At 57.2% G+C, this 16695-nt stretch carries 16 protein-coding genes; 3 read left to right on the top strand and 13 right to left on the bottom strand.

All coding sequences use genetic code 11. The features are described 5' to 3' along the window. Positions 1-151: 151 nt before the first annotated feature. Positions 152-571 carry a hypothetical protein gene (locus AAHA41_RS04595; protein ID WP_041208885.1) on the top strand — a complete coding sequence of 140 codons (420 nt, stop codon included), beginning with the start codon at positions 152-154 and terminating at the stop codon, positions 569-571. Positions 572-622: 51 nt separating this feature from the next. Here the strand turns inward: AAHA41_RS04595 and AAHA41_RS04600 are convergent, their stop codons facing one another. From AAHA41_RS04600 to pdxH, 4 genes are read right to left on the bottom strand one after another with little or no spacing between them, the layout of a single operon-like run. Beyond that, positions 623-1147 (bottom strand): N-acetyltransferase, encoded by a 525-nt coding sequence (locus AAHA41_RS04600; protein WP_323070035.1) that lies wholly within the window; start codon positions 1145-1147, stop codon positions 623-625. Positions 1148-1179: 32 nt separating this feature from the next. After that, positions 1180-2784, bottom strand: a complete 1605-nt coding sequence (locus AAHA41_RS04605; protein ID WP_323070037.1) for a GNAT family N-acetyltransferase — start codon at positions 2782-2784, stop codon at positions 1180-1182. Then, positions 2784-3398: a glutathione S-transferase family protein gene (locus AAHA41_RS04610; RefSeq protein WP_323070038.1), complete on the bottom strand. Its 615-nt coding sequence runs from the start codon at positions 3396-3398 to the stop codon at positions 2784-2786. The genes AAHA41_RS04605 and AAHA41_RS04610 overlap by 1 nt, the downstream gene beginning before the upstream one ends. A gap of 36 nt (positions 3399-3434) precedes the next feature. After that, positions 3435-4073, bottom strand: coding sequence for a pyridoxamine 5'-phosphate oxidase (gene pdxH / locus AAHA41_RS04615; RefSeq protein ID WP_139395716.1), 639 nt, complete (start codon positions 4071-4073; stop codon positions 3435-3437). A 393-nt stretch (positions 4074-4466) separates the two neighbouring features. On the opposite strand from pdxH, the gene AAHA41_RS04620 reads away from it, so the two are divergent. After that, positions 4467-5678, top strand: coding sequence for a methyltransferase domain-containing protein (locus tag AAHA41_RS04620; protein ID WP_043850373.1), 1212 nt, complete (start codon positions 4467-4469; stop codon positions 5676-5678). 107 nt (positions 5679-5785) lie between these two features. Here AAHA41_RS04620 and AAHA41_RS04625 read toward each other — a convergent pair whose 3' ends face one another. The 6 genes from AAHA41_RS04625 to AAHA41_RS04650 all read right to left on the bottom strand — a co-directional run bounded on the left by AAHA41_RS04625 (position 5786) and on the right by AAHA41_RS04650 (position 13048). Then, complete coding sequence (locus AAHA41_RS04625) at positions 5786-6175, bottom strand: RidA family protein (protein WP_071910800.1); 390 nt, start codon at positions 6173-6175, stop codon at positions 5786-5788. A 69-nt stretch (positions 6176-6244) separates the two neighbouring features. Continuing rightward, positions 6245-8539, bottom strand: a complete 2295-nt coding sequence (gene pflB / locus AAHA41_RS04630; RefSeq protein ID WP_323070039.1) for a formate C-acetyltransferase — start codon at positions 8537-8539, stop codon at positions 6245-6247. Positions 8540-8583: 44 nt separating this feature from the next. After that, complete coding sequence (gene tdcD / locus AAHA41_RS04635; protein ID WP_043850370.1) at positions 8584-9792, bottom strand: propionate kinase; 1209 nt, start codon at positions 9790-9792, stop codon at positions 8584-8586. 204 nt (positions 9793-9996) lie between these two features. Beyond that, positions 9997-11328, bottom strand: coding sequence for a threonine/serine transporter TdcC (tdcC, locus tag AAHA41_RS04640; RefSeq protein WP_041208894.1), 1332 nt, complete (start codon positions 11326-11328; stop codon positions 9997-9999). 11 nt (positions 11329-11339) lie between these two features. Beyond that, the gene (gene tdcB, locus AAHA41_RS04645; RefSeq protein WP_041208895.1) at positions 11340-12344 is read right to left on the bottom strand and encodes a bifunctional threonine ammonia-lyase/L-serine ammonia-lyase TdcB; all 1005 of its coding nucleotides are present in this window, start codon (positions 12342-12344) and stop codon (positions 11340-11342) included. Between the two features lie 359 nt (positions 12345-12703). After that, on the bottom strand, positions 12704-13048 hold the full coding sequence (locus AAHA41_RS04650; protein WP_005353650.1) for a Grx4 family monothiol glutaredoxin: 345 nt from the start codon (positions 13046-13048) through the stop codon (positions 12704-12706). A 287-nt stretch (positions 13049-13335) separates the two neighbouring features. On the opposite strand from AAHA41_RS04650, the gene sodB reads away from it, so the two are divergent. Next, positions 13336-13920: a superoxide dismutase [Fe] gene (gene sodB, locus AAHA41_RS04655; RefSeq protein ID WP_025326275.1), complete on the top strand. Its 585-nt coding sequence runs from the start codon at positions 13336-13338 to the stop codon at positions 13918-13920. 124 nt (positions 13921-14044) lie between these two features. Here the strand turns inward: sodB and AAHA41_RS04660 are convergent, their stop codons facing one another. The 3 genes from AAHA41_RS04660 to AAHA41_RS04670 all read right to left on the bottom strand — a co-directional run bounded on the left by AAHA41_RS04660 (position 14045) and on the right by AAHA41_RS04670 (position 16690). After that, positions 14045-14860: a VacJ family lipoprotein gene (locus AAHA41_RS04660; RefSeq protein ID WP_041208896.1), complete on the bottom strand. Its 816-nt coding sequence runs from the start codon at positions 14858-14860 to the stop codon at positions 14045-14047. Between the two features lie 85 nt (positions 14861-14945). After that, entirely contained in the window at positions 14946-16214 is a 1269-nt protein-coding gene (ccmI, locus tag AAHA41_RS04665) for a c-type cytochrome biogenesis protein CcmI (RefSeq protein ID WP_323070041.1), read from the bottom strand. After that, a complete protein-coding gene (locus AAHA41_RS04670; RefSeq protein WP_323070043.1) occupies positions 16211-16690 on the bottom strand; it encodes a cytochrome c-type biogenesis protein in 480 nt (159 codons plus the stop codon). The genes ccmI and AAHA41_RS04670 overlap by 4 nt, the downstream gene beginning before the upstream one ends. Positions 16691-16695: the final 5 nt, after the last annotated feature.

A 16695-nucleotide genomic window follows, 5' to 3' on the forward strand; every position in this document is an offset into this window, starting at 1 on the left:
CAACCACTTCCCCCACACCGTTCACCTCACCCCTCTGTCACAGACGATATGCGAAGCTGAACCGGATCTTGACGGCACTTCATTTGGTGTTTTATTGACCAATGGAGAGCTAGTATTATGAGCAGGTTCCCGATCAGTCAGAGAAGCGATCATGCAAATCAACTCAGCCTCCATGCCCATCATGCGCCCCGATTACGGCAAATATCCCTCTTATCCCGAGGTCACACCGGAGCAGATCAATCAGGCTCAAAACAAGGTGCTGGACAAGAAAGACGAGGTTGAAACTCAGCGTGAGGATCAGGCAACTGCCCGCCGCACCATGGCGGTCTCCTACTCGGCTGCGCAGCAGAACAAGGCAGTGGTCGAACGCTATATGGAAGCCAGCGATACAGAGAGCAACGAAAATAGCGGCCCGAGCGCCAGTGACGTCTATCAGGCGGCCAACCGCTACCAGCGCCAGCAGAACCTGAGTGACTACCTGCAATTCCAGCAGAGCCCGCTCGGCCAGCAGATGGGCAGTATGGTCGGTGAAGAGAAGCCCAAGGGCTCCCTGCTCGATATCACTGCCTGACAGACCAACATCCGCTAATGAAAAAGCCCTCTTCATGAGGGCTTTTTGCTATCAGTGAGATCCTTCCGCCACCTCGTCGGGCAGCTCGTCAAAGAGAGGATGGTAGAGCACCTCGCCCGCCACATTGGCAAGACCACCCTGCTGCAGCTCCATCGCCATAAAGCACTCTGCCGGCACCTCGTAGATGCAGCGCAGGCCAAATTCGCTGGCAGGACGGAAACCGAAGCGACTGTAGTAGGCCGGATCGCCGAGCACCACCACCCCTTTCCAGTCCATCTCGAGCGCCGTATCCAGCCCTTCACGGATGAGATCGGAGCCAATCCCCTGCCCCTGCCAATCAGGATGCACCGCAACCGGTGCCAGCCCAAGCCAGGGCCCCTCGACACCGTTAATGGTGATCGGGCTTAGCATCAGGTGGCCCATGAACTCGTACTCTTCCTCTTCGACCATGGTTACCACGGCGGCACCACATTCGCGCAGACGGTTGACCAGCTCGGCCTCATCGGTGCGGCCAAAAGCGGCAGTGACCAGCTCATAGACCGGCAGCATGTCACCGGGGCGCTCGGTTCTCAACATCAGGTATTACTCCTCGTACAGCAGAGCGGCCATTATTCCACAAACTGCCTCCGCTCCTGAGCACCTTTGTCCAGAAATGGGAGGGTGCACTCAGGAAAACGATCGGCAAACTGCTCTCGCAAGGCTCGCCAGTTGTCCGGTGCGGGCTGGGCCAGCGCCCTCTGATAGGCACTCAGCAAGGAGGGGGACTCCCGCGCCAACCGCGCAAACGTCCGCTCCGGCCCCGGATGCCAGCGGCCATCCAGCTCATCTATCAGCTCCGGCAACTCCACCAGCAACCTCATCAGTCGATGGCGCAGGGGGAGCGCGCTCTCAGCCGTCAATCCATCCCCATCGGCAAGTAACCGACTGATCCAGCCAAGCCGCTCGCGCCGCTCTGTCAGCCTCAGCAACGTGGGCCCCTGACGCAGCAGAGTAGCGAATTGCAGCAACCACTCCAGCCCCATATCACCCTCATCCTTTAGCAGCAGACCACCTGCATGGTGGAACAACTCTGGTTCTGCAGCCTCCAACCGGGAGAGGGGATAGCAGTGCAGCTGATATCCCTCGGCCTCCAGCTGCGGATCAGAAAAGAGCCGTGCCTCGTCAGCATCCATGTCGGCTAGAAAGAGGGAGATGACTGGCAGCGTCGCTTCGCACACAGCAGGATCGCAGAGGATCACTACCGCGATCCGCTCATCCCGTTGCCATCTGGCCAGCGCCTGCTGCAGCGCTCCGGTCAGGACAGGACGGCGATCCAGCCGCCAGTAGCGCACCTCGCACGGCTGATGGCCGTCAATCAGACGCAACCCCTGCTCCACCATGCCAAGCTTGGCCATCACCCGGCCGGAGGCCAGATTCTGCGGCATATGGCGAGCCGTGATGGCGGGCAGATGCAGCTGGTCAAAGGCGAATACCTTGACCAGTCTGGCCGCCCGGGTGGCAATGCCGCATCCCTGCCAGGGGACACCGACCCACCAGGCCAGCTCACCATTCCAGTGCAGCGAGATGACGCCGACAAGGGGCGCTTCTGCCTGCCCTTGCGGCAAGGTGATGGCCCAGCTCCAGCCAAGGCCAAGCGCCGCTCTGCGCCAACAAAGGGCCAGCCAGTCGCGGGCACTCTCCGGTGGATAGGGGTGGGGAATATTGAGGGTGTAGCGGGCGATCGCCTCATCGCTGCAATAGCGCACGATCTCTTGTTCATCCTCAGCGCGCAGTGCCCGCAGTTGCAGTGGAGCATCGCCATCTTGTTCCCGTAAAGAGGGTATCCGCAGGCGACGCGCAAGCAGACGATTGAGCAGAGCGCCCAGATCCGCGTGTGCATCCAGCGTCAGATCGGCGCCAACCATCCCCAGCGTGAGCAGTCCCTGCTCCCGGGCCAGCGTCAGCAAGGAAGCTGAACCACTGAGAAGGATCTGCTGGGTAGGATCGGCGTGGTGTTGCGGCAACAAATCCCCATCAAGCCAGGCAGCCAGCAGGGCGCCGGGACAGATCACGCCATCAGGAGTCAGACCTGCCCAAGGGGCGCTCTGGTGATCGAGGGTGGCGGCAGCCTCCTTGCCCAAGAGCAGCTGCCAGCGATGGCCCTGCTGCTGCCAGTGGCCCACCACCTCGTTCCAGTGGGGTTGCCACAGGCTCCCCTCGATCAACAGCTCCATCAGCCCGCCTGACAGGCCGCTGGCAGGCTCATGTGATGTGGATGCACCTCGATGCGGGCAATCCAGTCACGAATGGCGGGCCACCCCTGCAGGGAGAAGATCCCCTCCTCCGCCACATGGGTGTAGGCGTAGAGGGCGATATCGGCGATGGTCGGCACCTCGCCGCACAGATAGGGGCTCTTTTTCAGTTGTTGCTCCATCACCGCCAGCGCCTTCTCGCCACCGGCCTTCAGCCCGTCGAGCCGCGCCTCCTGTGACTCGGGCCGCCCCAGATAGCGGACGATAAAACGGGCCACCGCAATATAGGGCTCATGGCTGTACTGCTCGAAGAACATCCATTTGAGCACGTCTGCCTGCTGGCGCGGATCGGTCGGCCACAAAGACGAGCCCTGCGCCAGATAGAAGAGAATGGCATTGGATTCAGCCAGCAGATCGCCGGGAGCAAGTTCCAGTACCGGGATCTTGCCGTTGGGGTTCATCGCCAGAAAATCGGGGGTTTGAGTCTCCCCCGTCGCGATATCGACCGCCACCCAATCGAGGGGCAGTTCAAGCCAGCGCGCCAGCAACCACGCCTTGTAGCAGTTGCCGGAGCGCAGATCACCGTACAGACGCATGCACACTCCTTGTGAAAAACAGATTTGAGAAACCGATCAGGGAGCCAGACGCTCGATATGCCAGCCATCCCCTTCACGGGTGTAGTAAAACCGGTCGTGCAGACGGTGTTCACCCCCCTGCCAGAATTCGACCGTCTCGATCACCACCCGAAAGCCGCCCCAGAAGCTCGGCAGCGGCACTTCGCCGTTGGCAAACTTCTGTTTGAGCTCGAGAAACTTGGCCTCCAGTACGCCGCGCGCCGAGATGCGGGTCGACTGTTTGGAGACCCAAGCGGCGATCTGGCTATCCTTGGGACGACTGTGGAAGTACTTCATCACCTCGAAGGTGCTCATCTTCTCCACCCGACCGGTCACATGCACCTGACGGTCGAGGGTGTGCCAGGGGAAGAGCAAGCTGATGCGGGGATTCTCCTCCAGCTGATGCGCCTTGCGACTGCCCATGTTGGTGTAGAAGACCATCCCCTGGGTGTCGTAGTGCTTGAGCAGCACGGTACGCTGCCAGGGCTGGCCATCTGCATCCACGGTGGCAACCACCATGGCGGTGGGATCGGTCAGTTTGGCTTCGCAGGCCTGTGCCAGCCACTTCTCGAACAACTCGAGAGGCTCGGCGGGCAGATCGGCCCGATGCAGCCCGCCACGGGTATACTCCCGGCGCAGATCAGCAACATCCATCATCTTGATTTTCCTTCAAATAAATAATGGTTCCACGACCATCAAGAGAATGATTGCAGGCATTGTGCGCCCGATAAAGCGACCTTGTAAACCTGGTATCAGGGACAACATTCACCCTGCCTTGGCCATAGGGCGCCTCTTTCGCCGATATTTCCGAGTCATTTCCCATGCCAATACAGTTGGCAAGTCGCACAGCTGTAAATTTCCCTGAAATCAGGAATCGCGGCCGGTCAGCTGCTGCTCATTTATATGGAGCAACCGAGCCAGATACTGCATGACTCGCCGAATATCCACCTTGCACCGCATCCCCCTTCCACCTATCATTGCGCCGTTTGTCTGTTTCAGAATCATCCCGCTACCGGGGTGATTCATCTTTATCTGGCCAAGGTTAATCTCATGCTCAAATCCCCACTGTTGCCCCGTTTCGGGGATCTGGTCGTTGCCATTGTTGATGACGTGCTGGGCCAGGGTCTCACCCTGGATCGCGCCTATGCCCGTCACTTCTCCGGCATCGAACTCAAACCGCAAGAACAGGCAAGGATTGCCCTGGTCACCGGCGACCTGCTGCGTCGCCTGAGCCTCTACTGCGCCCTGACCGGTATTCAGGTTCGTCAGGCCGAGAAGAACGTCTGGCCGCTGCTGCACAGCTGGCACGCTTTCCACAAGATCCCCCAGCCCAACCACCCGACCCTGGATCGCTTCAACGAAGAGGCGTTCCGTCGCCGTCTGAACGAAGCCAAAAAGAACCCGGTGCTGATGGATGGCTGTCCAACCTGGCTGGAAAAACTCGGCAGCGAGCAGCTGGGCGAAGCCTGGCCGGCCGAGCGTGCCGCGCTGACCGCCATGCCCAAGCGCTACCTGCGGGTTAACACCCTCAAGTGCACCCGCGAGGAGCTGCAAGCCGCTCTGGCCAAAGAGCAGGTCAACACTGTGCCGGTAGCAGGGGTTGAGAGCGCTCTGGAAGTCACTTCCGATGCCGCCCTGTTTCGCACTAACGCCTTTGCCGACGGCTGGTTCGAGCAACAGGATGCCGGCTCCCAGCACATCGCTGCCGCACTCGACGTCGCGCCCGGCATGCGGGTGATCGACGCCTGCGCCGGTGCCGGTGGCAAGACCCTGCATCTGGCCGCCATGATGAAAGGCAAAGGCCGCCTGCTGGCGATGGATGTGGAAGAGTGGAAGCTGGAGAACCTCAAGCAGCGTGCCCGCCGCGCCGGTGCCCACAACGTGGAGACCCGGGTCATCACCAGCAGCAAGACCGTCAAGCGCCTCAAAGAGAGCGCAGATCGCCTGCTGCTGGACGTCCCCTGCTCCGGTCTTGGCGTGCTCAAGCGCAACCCGGATGCCAAGTGGCGCGATACCGCCGAACGTCTGCCGGTGCTGGTCGCTCTGCAGGAAGAGATCCTGCAGCGCTACAGCCAGATGGTGAAAGTGGGCGGCATGCTGGTTTACGCTACCTGCTCCATCCTGCCCGAGGAGAACCGCCAGCAGGTGGACAAGTTCCTCGCAGCCAACGAAAACTTCCGCCTGCTTGGTGATCACACCGTGAGTCCGGCGGCCACCGGTTTCGACGGTTTCTATCTGGCGCGCATCGAGCGGATCGCCTGATCCAGAATGACCCACTCCTTGCGCCCTTATCGCGCACGGCGGGTTCGATGAAAAAAGAGCGGCAGCCCTCGGGCTGCCGCTCTTTTTTATTGGCCGGGATCGCCGAGTCAGGACTCCAGCGCAGCAATTGCCTCTATCTCGATCTTCACATCCTTGGGCAGGCGGGCCACTTCCACGCAGGATCGCGCCGGATACATGGCATCGTGCTCGGTGAAGAAGTCGTTGTAGACCCGGTTGACCGCAGCAAAGTCATTCAGATCGGAGACGAACACCGTGGTCTTGAAGATATTGCGCACCTCACCGCCTGCCGCCTCGACAATCGCCTTGACGTTTTGCAGGGAGCGCAGGGTTTGCGCTTCGATTCCCTCCGCAATATCGCCGGTCACCGGGTCCAGCGGGATCTGGCCGGAGGTGTAGAGGATGTTGCCAATCCGGCTGGCCTGCACATAGGGGCCGATGGCGCCCGGCGCCGCTTTGGTAGTGATAACCTGTCGCATCTGTTACTTCCTCGCGCTGACAAACAAAAAGTAGGCCCGGAGCAAGCCTGCTCACCCCGGGAATGAGAGTTACATCATGTTGGTGAAGGTTCTGGAGATGACGTCCTGCTGCTGCTCGCGGGTCAGGGCGTTGAAGCGCACCGCATAGCCGGAGACCCGGATGGTCAGGCTGGGGTACTTGTCCGGATTCTCGATGGCATCCAGCAGCATCTCGCGGTTCATCACGTTGACGTTGAGATGCTGGCCCCCTTCAACATCCCGCTCATGATAGAAGTAGCCATCCATCAACCCCACCAGATTGTTCTCGCGATTGGCGGATTCCTTGCCGAGCGCCCCCGGCACGATGGAGAAGGTATAGGAGATCCCGTCCTTGGCATATTTGAACGGCAGCTTGGCCACCGAAGCGAGCGAAGCGACCGCCCCCTTGCGATCCCGGCCATGCATCGGGTTGGCCCCCGGCGCAAACGGGGCACCGGCACGGCGGCCATCCGGGGTATTGCCGGTCTTCTGGCCATAGACCACGTTGGAGGTGATGGTCAGGATCGACTGGGTCGGCACCGCATTGCGGTAGGTCGGTAGCGCCTGGATCTTCTTCATGAAGCGCTCGACCAGATCGCAGGCGATAGAGTCGGCCCGCTCGTCATTGTTGCCGTACTGGGGATACTCCCCTTCAATCACGAAATCGACCGCCAGCCCGTCAGCATCGCGCACCGGCTTGACCCGGGCGTACTTGATGGCCGCCAGCGAATCGACCGCCACCGACAGACCGGCAATGCCGCAGGCCATGGTGCGATAGACGTCGCGATCGTGCAGCGCCATCAGGGAAGCCTCGTAGCTGTACTTGTCGTGCATGTAGTGGATAAGGTTGAGCGCACTGATGTACTGCACCGCCAGCCAGTCCATAAAGCTGTCGAGGCTGGCCATGACGGTGGCGTAATCCAGCACCTCGTCCATGATGGGCGCCACTTTCGGACCGACCTGGATCTTCAGCTTCTCGTCCACCCCGCCGTTGATGCAGTAGAGCAGGGTTTTGGCGAGGTTGGCGCGGGCACCGAAGAACTGCATCTGCTTGCCGATCACCATGGGGCTCACGCAGCAGGCAATGGCGTAATCATCGCTCTCGAAGTCGGTGCGCATCAGGTCATCGTTCTCATACTGCAGGGATGAGGTATCGATGGAGACGCGGGCCGCATAGGTCTTGAAGGCCCGTGGCAGCCCTTCCGCCCAGAGGATGGTGAGGTTGGGCTCGGGCGCCGGCCCCATGGTCTTGAGGGTGTGGAGGTAGCGGAAGGAGTTCTTGGTCACCAGGGTGCGACCATCCAGCCCCATGCCGCCGATCACCTCGGTCGCCCAGATGGGATCGCCGGAGAAGAGGGAGTCAAACTCGGGAGTACGCAGGAAGCGCACCATGCGGATCTTCATGATGAAGTGATCGACCAGCTCCTGGGCATCCTGCTCGCTGATGAGCCCCGCCTTCAGATCCCGCTCGATATAGATGTCGAGGAAGGTGGCGGTACGACCGAGGGACATGGCGCCGCCATTTTGCGACTTCACTGCCGCCAGATAGGCAAAGTAGAGCCACTGCACCGCCTGCTGGGCAGTGCGTGCCGGCCCGGAGATGTCAAAGCCGTAGTTGGCCGCCATCTGCTTGATCTGCACCAGTGCCCGCTTGTGCTCGGCCAGCTCCTCACGCTGGCGGATCACCTGCTCCAGCTGTTCCCCACGTTCGAGAGCCGGTTGCAGATCGGCGAACTGCAGCTCCCGTTCACGGATTAGATAATCTATGCCATATAGCGCTACCCGACGATAATCTCCGATAATGCGACCACGGCCGTAACCGTCCGGCAAACCGGTCAATACCCCTGACTTTCGGCAGCGCAACATCTCGGGAGAGTAGACGTCGAACACTCCCTGATTGTGGGTTTTGCGCAATTCGCTGAAGGTGTATTCAAATTCGGGATCCATCTCCCGGCCATACGCTTCAAAAGAACTGCGGATCATATTGACGCCGCCAAACGGATGCAGCGCTCTTTTAAGGGGCTTGTCGGTTTGCAGGCCAACGATTTTTTCCAGCCCCTGCTCGATATAACCCGGCCCGTGGGCGGTGATTGTGGTGGCAATATTGGTATCAAAATCGACCGGCGCGTGGGTGGCATTCTCGATGCGGATCCCCTCCATCACCTTGTTCCACAAGGTAGTGGTCGCTTCGGTCGCATCAGCTAAAAACTGTTCGTCACCTTCATAGGGGGTATAGTTCTGCTGGATAAAATCACGGACGTTAATCTCGTGCTTCCAGTTCTCACCGGCAAACCCTTGCCATGCCTGACGGAATTTATCCTGATCCAATTGCATATCAACTTTCATCAAATAAACCTCATTCACTACTCATGACACTACAGTGGAAGATGTCAGACGCACTCGGCCTGACGAACCTGCTGCCCCAGACGAATGGCATCCAGCGCGATCATTTTCTCTTCATTGGTGGGAATAACTGCTGCCAGTACCATGGACTCTGCCGCCGAAATAACCCGGCAGCCCTCGCTATTGGGACGCTGGTTAAACGGCTCGCTGATCGCTACGCCAAATACCTGAAGCCGTTCGCATACCAGCTTTCTGATAAAGGCCGAGTTCTCGCCGATCCCGCCGGTGAAAATAACGGCATCCAGCCGGCGCAATGAGGTGGCATGGCCGCCGATATGGCGGGCAATACGATGGACAAAAGCGTGAATGGCCAATTTTGCGCCGGGATGTCCTTCGTGATAGGCAACTTCCAATACCCGCATATCCGAGGAGAGCCCCGAAATACCCAGCAGGCCGGACTGCTTGTTCAATACCCGCTCGATATCCTCGATGGATTGCCCCGTCTTGCTGGCGATATAGGCCAGCGCGCCAAAATCGATATCGCCGCTGCGGCTGCCCATGATCAGCCCCTCCAGCGGCGTCATCCCCATCGAGGTATCGACGCTCTTACCATCCTGCACTGCACAAATAGAGGCGCCATTGCCCAGATGGGCGATGACCAGACCAGCATGCTGCTCATCCAGCCCCATAAATACGCAGGCCTGCTCGGCAACATAGCGATGTGAGGTGCCATGGAAGCCATAGCGGCGCACGCCGTAATCCTGCAGATATTGGTAAGGCAGCGCATAGATATAGGCTTCCGGCTTCAGGGTCTGGTGAAAACCGGTATCAAATACCGCAATTTGGGGCTGGTCGGGAAATAGCTGGCGGGCGGCCATCACGCCGCTCAGATTGGCGTGGTTGTGCAACGGGGCCAGTGGCGAGACCTGCCTGATTTTGGCCAGTACCCGCTCGTCAATGATGGCCGCTTCGCTGAACTCATTGCCGCCATGGGCAATGCGATGGCCCACCAGGGTGATGGCATCGAGCAAACCGCGCAGTTTCAGCTCTTCTGCAATCGCCGCCAGTGCACAGCTATGGTTGTTTTCCGGCAAGGGAGTAGCCGGGTTTTTATCAATTTTCAGCTGGGGATGTTCGGTCTCGATACCATCGGCCATGCCGGAGATCACCACCTCGCAGGTTTTACTATCCAGTACCGAGAATTTGACCGACGAAGAGCCGCAATTGATAACCAGAACCAACGAATCAAACTTCATTACATCGCCTCGATATTTATGATGCCGAGTCACTGCAGTCAGAACATATTTACCACTGCGTGGTGGCCAAATAACGGATAGCCTTGCCCTGGGCCCAAATAATTGGGCCAACCAAGAACCGGTTATTGCGCACTTCTGACTGCGCCATGCAGACCCCGCCAAGGGGTCAGGGTCTGAATGGCTGGTGACTTGCAGAAAAGGTTTTCAGAACAGCTTGGAAACAATATTCAGGATGGTCAGCACACCGATGATGGTGACAAACACGTTGCTGGCCTGGCCTTTATATTTGGCCAGCGCAGGTGTTTTGTTGACGGCATACATCGGCAGCAGACAGAGCAGGGAAGCGATGATCGGCGCCCCCATTGCCTCAATCAGGTCGAGGATGTTGGGGTTCACATAAGCGACCAGCCAGGTCGAGCCCATGATGAACAACATACTGACCATGTTGAGTTTTTTACTGGAAACCTTGCTCTTGTCGCCCTGGTATCCAAAGCGGAGGATGAGGCCGTTCAACCCTTCCAGCGTCCCCAGATAGTGGCCGAAGAAGGATTTGAAGATGGCAACCAGCGCAATGATGGAAGCGGCATACTCCAGGGTGGTGGCAAATGCAGACTTGCTACCAGCCAGCGAGGAGAAGTGGTTGGCCAGATAGGAGAGCACCGGAATATTCTGGGCCTTGGCTTCCGCCATATTTTGCGGCGACAGGGTAAACAGGCAGCTGAAGGCAAAGAACATCACCACGGCCACCATCAGCATGCTGGCACCGGAGATAATCTTCGAGCAGCGCTTCTCGGTAAAATCACGACCGAACTCCTGCTCATACTCTTCCCGTTTGGAGACGATGAAAGAGGAGACAATCGGCGAGAAGTTGAAGGAGAAGACCATGATGGAGATCCCCAACCAGACTGTGACCAGAATACCGTCGTGACCAAACATGGATATTTCACTCAGGTTGACCTGATCAAAGACGGCACTGTTCCAGTAAGGAACGAGGGAGAGAGAGATAACCACCAGACTGGCGATGAAAGGAAATACCAGATAGCTCATCACGCGAACCATCAGATCCTTGCCGAAATAGATCACGAAGGCCATCAACAGCAGCAGCCCAAGGGCGACAACACCCCGATTGAGTGGCGCCATTTGCAGTTGATGTTCCCAGAATGCCATGAAGGTATTGGTGATCGTCACACCATATATCCACAGCAGTGGGCAGATGGCAAAGAAATAGAGGAAGGTAATCACTACCCCACCCATTTTGCCAAAATGCTCTTCAACGGTCTCGGTAATATTTGCCGATGGGTTGCTGCCGGAAAGACATAATCTGGCCAACGCCCTGTGGCAATAAAATGCAATGGGGTAAGCCAGCACCAACATGATTAATATTGGTATCAGGCCACCATATCCGGCCCGAATGGGGAAAAATAGAACACCTGCACCGATCGCTGTACCAAATAGACCGAGTCCCCAGGTTGTATCTGACTTACGCCATGCTTTGACACTCTCTTTACTGCTGCTAACGACACTATCCAATATCATGACTGTATTCCTTACAGGCTAAATTGACGGATATTGTTCTGTTCGATAATTTCGGCGATCCGGGTCAGGTCAATATTGCCACCCGAAATAATGCTGACGGTCTTTTTGCCTTCGACATAATGTTTCAGCTTGCCGCTCAGCAGCGCTGCCGAGGCCAGAGCTCCCGCCCCTTCGGTAATCACCTTGTTGCGCTGAATAAGGTCAACCATGCTGTGGCGAATATCATCTTCAGTGACCAGAACGATGTCATCGACCAGCTCTTTGACAATTTCATAGGTCAGGGTGCCGGGTCTTGCCACGTCACAGCCATCAGCCAGCGTGCTGCTGGTTCTGTGATTGGTAATGGTGCCTGCGTAGTATGAAGCCGCCATGCCGTGGACATTCTCCGACTGCACGCCAATCACCCGGATAGTCGGGTTGATGGATTTGATGGCCATGGCGACACCGGCAATCAGACCACCACCGCCAATCGGCACTATGATGTTGTCCACATCATAGAGATCCTCGATGATTTCCAGGCCAATGGTGCCCTGACCGGCAATCACTTTTGCATCGTCGAAGGGGGGGATAAATACGCGGCCTTCCATTTCCACGATTTCACTGACTTTGGCAATGGTGTCATTGAAACTATTGCCATGTAGAATAACTTCCGCCGAATAATCGCTGGTTGCCGCAATTTTTGATTTTGGTGCACAGCAAGGCATGACCACCTTGGCATCAATTCCCAGCATGGCACTGGACAAAGATACCCCCTGCGCGTGATTACCGGCAGAGCAGGCGACAACACCTTTTTGACGATCCTCCAGACTTAATGAACTGAGTTTGTTGAAGGCACCGCGAATTTTAAAAGAGCCTGTACGTTGCATGTTTTCAAGCTTGAGGTAAACCTCGCCATGGCAACGTTCGCTGATGTAGTTAGAGGGTAATTGCGCGGTCTTGTATATATGGTTGGTCAGTCTTTTTTTGGCTTCGGTAATATCATGAAGACCAATGGGCAGATTGCTATACATCTTCATCGCAAATCTCTTTTTATTTATTAATTTGTAGGGTTTTATTTCACTGGGCGAAGCGATACTAGGTTCTATCACTTGCAATTAATGTGAGCATAAACACAAAAAAATCTACAAAGAGACTGTGTTACGGTGAAATTATCAAAAAATGTGATGGCAGCAACACTTGAATCCAAATGGATTAAAAAAAGTAATCAGAGATTGGCGAACAATATAATTAACAACTCCAACACAAAGCCGCAAAGATTAGATTTTTCAGGGCAATTGCGTTGCTTTTTGCAACCGGCAATCAGTTGCTTGCCTGCCAGAACCGGGACAATAAAAAAGGGAGCCTGTGTGGCTCCCTCTCGACAACACCGGACCGATTACTCGGCTGCAGCATCATCTTTCTTGTACTTGGCAGCAGTCTCTTTGATCAGAGCCTGCAGCTCGCCAGCCTGGAACATCTCGATCATGATGTCGCAGCCACCAATCAGCTCGCCCTCAACCCACAGCTGCGGGAAGGTCGGCCAGTTGGCAAATTTCGGCAATTCAGCGCGGATATCCGGGTTTTGCAGGATATCAACATATGCAAACGGCTCACCGCAGGACATCAGCGCCTGGGAGGCCTGGGCAGAGAAGCCACAGCTGGGTAGCTTGGGAGAGCCCTTCATGTAGATGATGATGGGGTTGTCAGCCAGCTGCTGCTTGATCTTTTCGATAGTTTCCATAGATGCCTCACTAGAGCAATGATGGCGGCCATTCTACTGCAATCTGGCCCGATCACAACCGGACAAAGGGCAAGAACGGCACGAATCGCTGCCAGAATAGACAGATGATTGATCCTGATCATGGCGCCAATCAAGGGTTGTTAGCCCATCTTTGATACTGCTACAATCCCTTGGCTTTGGACTTTCCTGTCCCACCATTTTAAAAACAACTCTTTTCACATTGGAAAAGAGTACGCAATGTCTTGCAACCGTCGCGCTCGCACGGTCCAGCCAATGGAGAGTAGAAAATGGCATTCGAACTTCCCGCTCTGCCCTATGCAATCAATGCTCTGGAACCGCACATCTCCCAGGAGACCCTGGAATACCATCACGGCAAGCACCACAACACCTACGTGGTCAATCTGAACAATCTGGTGCCGGGTACCGAGTTTGAAGGCAAGTCTCTGGAAGAGATCATCAAGACCTCCACTGGTGGCATCTTCAACAACGCAGCCCAGATCTGGAACCACACTTTCTACTGGCACTGCCTCTCCCCGAACGGCGGTGGCGAGCCGACTGGTGCACTGGCTGATGCCATCAACAAAGCATTCGGCTCCTTCGCGGAGTTCAAGGATGCCTTCACCAAGTCTGCCATCGGCAACTTCGGTTCAAGCTGGACCTGGCTGGTGAAGAAGGCTGACGGCTCTCTGGCCATCGTCAACACTTCCAATGCTGGCTGCCCGCTGACTGAAGCCGGTACCACCCCGCTGCTGACTGTTGACCTGTGGGAGCACGCCTACTACATCGACTTCCGCAACCTGCGTCCGAAGTACATGGAAACCTTCTGGGCTCTGGTTAACTGGGAATTCGTGGCCAAGAACCTGGCTGCCTGATAACGGCTCCTCTTCTTGCCAAAACGCCTCGCACCTGCGAGGCGTTTTTTATATCTGTGTGGCAGCACAACAGAGGTGGAAAAGGCGCCATAAGGCGCCTTTTTCAGGTCATCAGACAACCAATCTACTGGTCATCTATCTCGTCCATATACTGGTCGAGATTGGCATCATCAGACTGCTCCTGCTTCGTCTCCTTGAGCTCGGCTTTCTTGCCCGTCACCTTGCTCTGGTTGTACTGCAGGTAGAAATCTTTGGTCAATGCATAAGGATCGAGCGAGTTGTCGATGATCCGTTCCTGATCGATCAGCTTGGAGCGGGAGCCCAGGCCATCGAGCGCCCAGTGCACCACTCGCAGTGGCAAGGTCAACAAGGCATAGGGGAAGTAGATGGTATCGACCGTATCACCTACCAGCTTGCGGGTCGTGGTCGGGCCATAGACCGGCACCATCAGGTAGGCACCTTCGCCAATATCCGCCTTGCCCAGTACGGTATCCATCTCCAGCTTGTCGCGCTCAAGACCGGCATGTTTGGCCACGTCGAAAATACCCAGCAGGCCGACCGTGGTGTTGAGGGTAAAACGACCCAGGTTGACCCCTGCCCCCTTCAAATCACCGGTGATAAGGTGGTTGACCATGCTGCTCGGTTCGTTGAAGTTCTCCACCAGATTTTCGATGCCATCCTTCATCCCCTGCGGTACGTAACGGGCATAGCCGTGTACCACGGGCCGGGCGACATAGGGCTCCAGCACATCGTAGTTAACTGCCCACATGGCCCGGTTTGGCCCCTGGAAGGGGTCACGAGGATCTGCTGCCGTACTGGTAGCTCCCGGATGATTCATTCCAGGATTAAGATCAAGGCTCTCTGGCCCCGGTTTGGGTGGGCCACCAGCGCAGCCAGCCAGCAACAGGGCTGACAGCAAGGCCCCTGCACGAAGATACATATGGAAGTCCCGACGTTTTATTTTGATTTATCAGAAGTATAGATAACCCGGCCGCCCTCCGGTGGCCGGGTTATCAAAGGACATATTAGAGGGCGTGATCGATACGGATGTCAATCGGAGCGCTTGGAATATCTGCACTCTTGATCGGTGCAGATACCCCTTCAAAGGCCCCCTCCTTGTTCATGACGTTGCCGCCATGGGAGAGCCGAGCCTTGAATTGCAGCTCGGGATAGGACGCCAGCTTGCTCCCCTCCATCATGGCATCGCCATCACCCAGCGAGAGCGTCACGGGCAGGGTGGGCCCTGCAATACGCTTGACGGCAATCGGCATGGGCGGCCCGTTGGGCACCACGGCAAACACGAAGAGATAGGCATCTTCCGGCATCTGAATGCCGGCCGCCAGCGAGATATGGATCGGGAACTCGCCCTGCTTCACCTCAAGCTGAGTTTGCTGGTTATCCCGAACATCCACTGCGCCAGAAGGCGTCACCGCCATACCACGTTGCTTGAGCTGCGCCCTGGCATAATCCATGGAGCGCTCAACCATCACATAGCGGGGAGAGCCCTTCTCCATCAGCGGCAGCATCGCCTGCCAGCGATCAAGGGCGGTCTGGAAGTCCTCTTTTTGCAGCGCCATGAACGCGTAGACAGAGCGCGCCTCGATGTTGCCCGGCTCCTGAGCGATGGCAGCCTGCAACAAGGCATCGGCTTGTGCCTCATCCCCCGTCATCATCAGCGCTTGGGCATAGGGAACTGCCACCAGCGATTTTTGCGGGGCCAGCTTGTAAGCTCGCTCCAGCGCATCGCTGGCCATCTCGGGATCGTTGCCATCCAGCGCCAAGCGCCCCAGCAGCAGCCAGCCACGGTAGTCGTTCGGTTCATCCTTGAGACGGGTGCGCAGCCCCAATGTAAAGTCGAGCAGATCCTGTTCGGTCACCTTGGCATCGCGCTCCACCAGGATACGGTTGCTCAGCTCGCCAAGACGGCTGTTGGCATCCTGCCAGCGGCTCACCTCTTGCCAGCTTCCCAGCTTGAAGTAGAGGCCCAGACTCACCACCACCAGCACCACCACACCCGGGATCCAGATCAGACTCTTGCCGCTGCGGGCGGTCTGCTCCACATCGGGAATGTCATCAAGCAGGCTGCGCTGCAACTCGATGAGCGAATCGGGCTCCTCGGCAAGCACACCCTGTTCCCGCTCCTCGCCGATCTCCAGCAGACGCTGGCGATAGAGCTGCTTGTTGAGGGCCGAACGGCTGATGCTCTGCTTGCCTTCACCACGCCACAACGGTACGACCAGCGCCAGACTCACCCATACCAGCAGGGCCGCAATCACAATCCAAAAAGCGGTCATTGTTTCTCTTCCTCTTTGAGCAGCTCGGCGAGCCGGCGCTGCTCCTCTTCGCTCAGGGCACTATCCACGGGCCGGGCTACAGCCACAGGTCGCCGGCTGCGCATCACCACCACCCCCAGGCCGATGACGATGACCAGCAGCGGGCCAAGCCAGAGAATCAGGGTGGATGCCATCAACGGCGGGTTATAGAGGATAAAGTTGCCGTAGCGGGCCACCATGTAATCCACTATTTCATCCTTGTCCTTGCCCTGACGCACCATCTGGTAGGTCTTGTCGCGCAGATCCTTGGCCAGCCCCGCATTGGAGTCGGCGATATCCTGGTTCTGACACTTGGGGCAACGCAGCTCCTTGGTCAGCTCCCGAAAGACCTGCTCCTGATTGTCATTGTCGAAGGTATAGACATCGATGGCGGCCATGGCCGGCGCTTGCACCACCCATCCCAGCAACAGCAGCAGGGAAGCAATTAACACTCTCATTAGCA

Origin of the sequence: Aeromonas sp. SER, assembly GCF_038739615.1 — a bacterium.
GTDB classification, from domain to species: Bacteria; Pseudomonadota; Gammaproteobacteria; order Enterobacterales; family Aeromonadaceae; genus Aeromonas; species Aeromonas jandaei.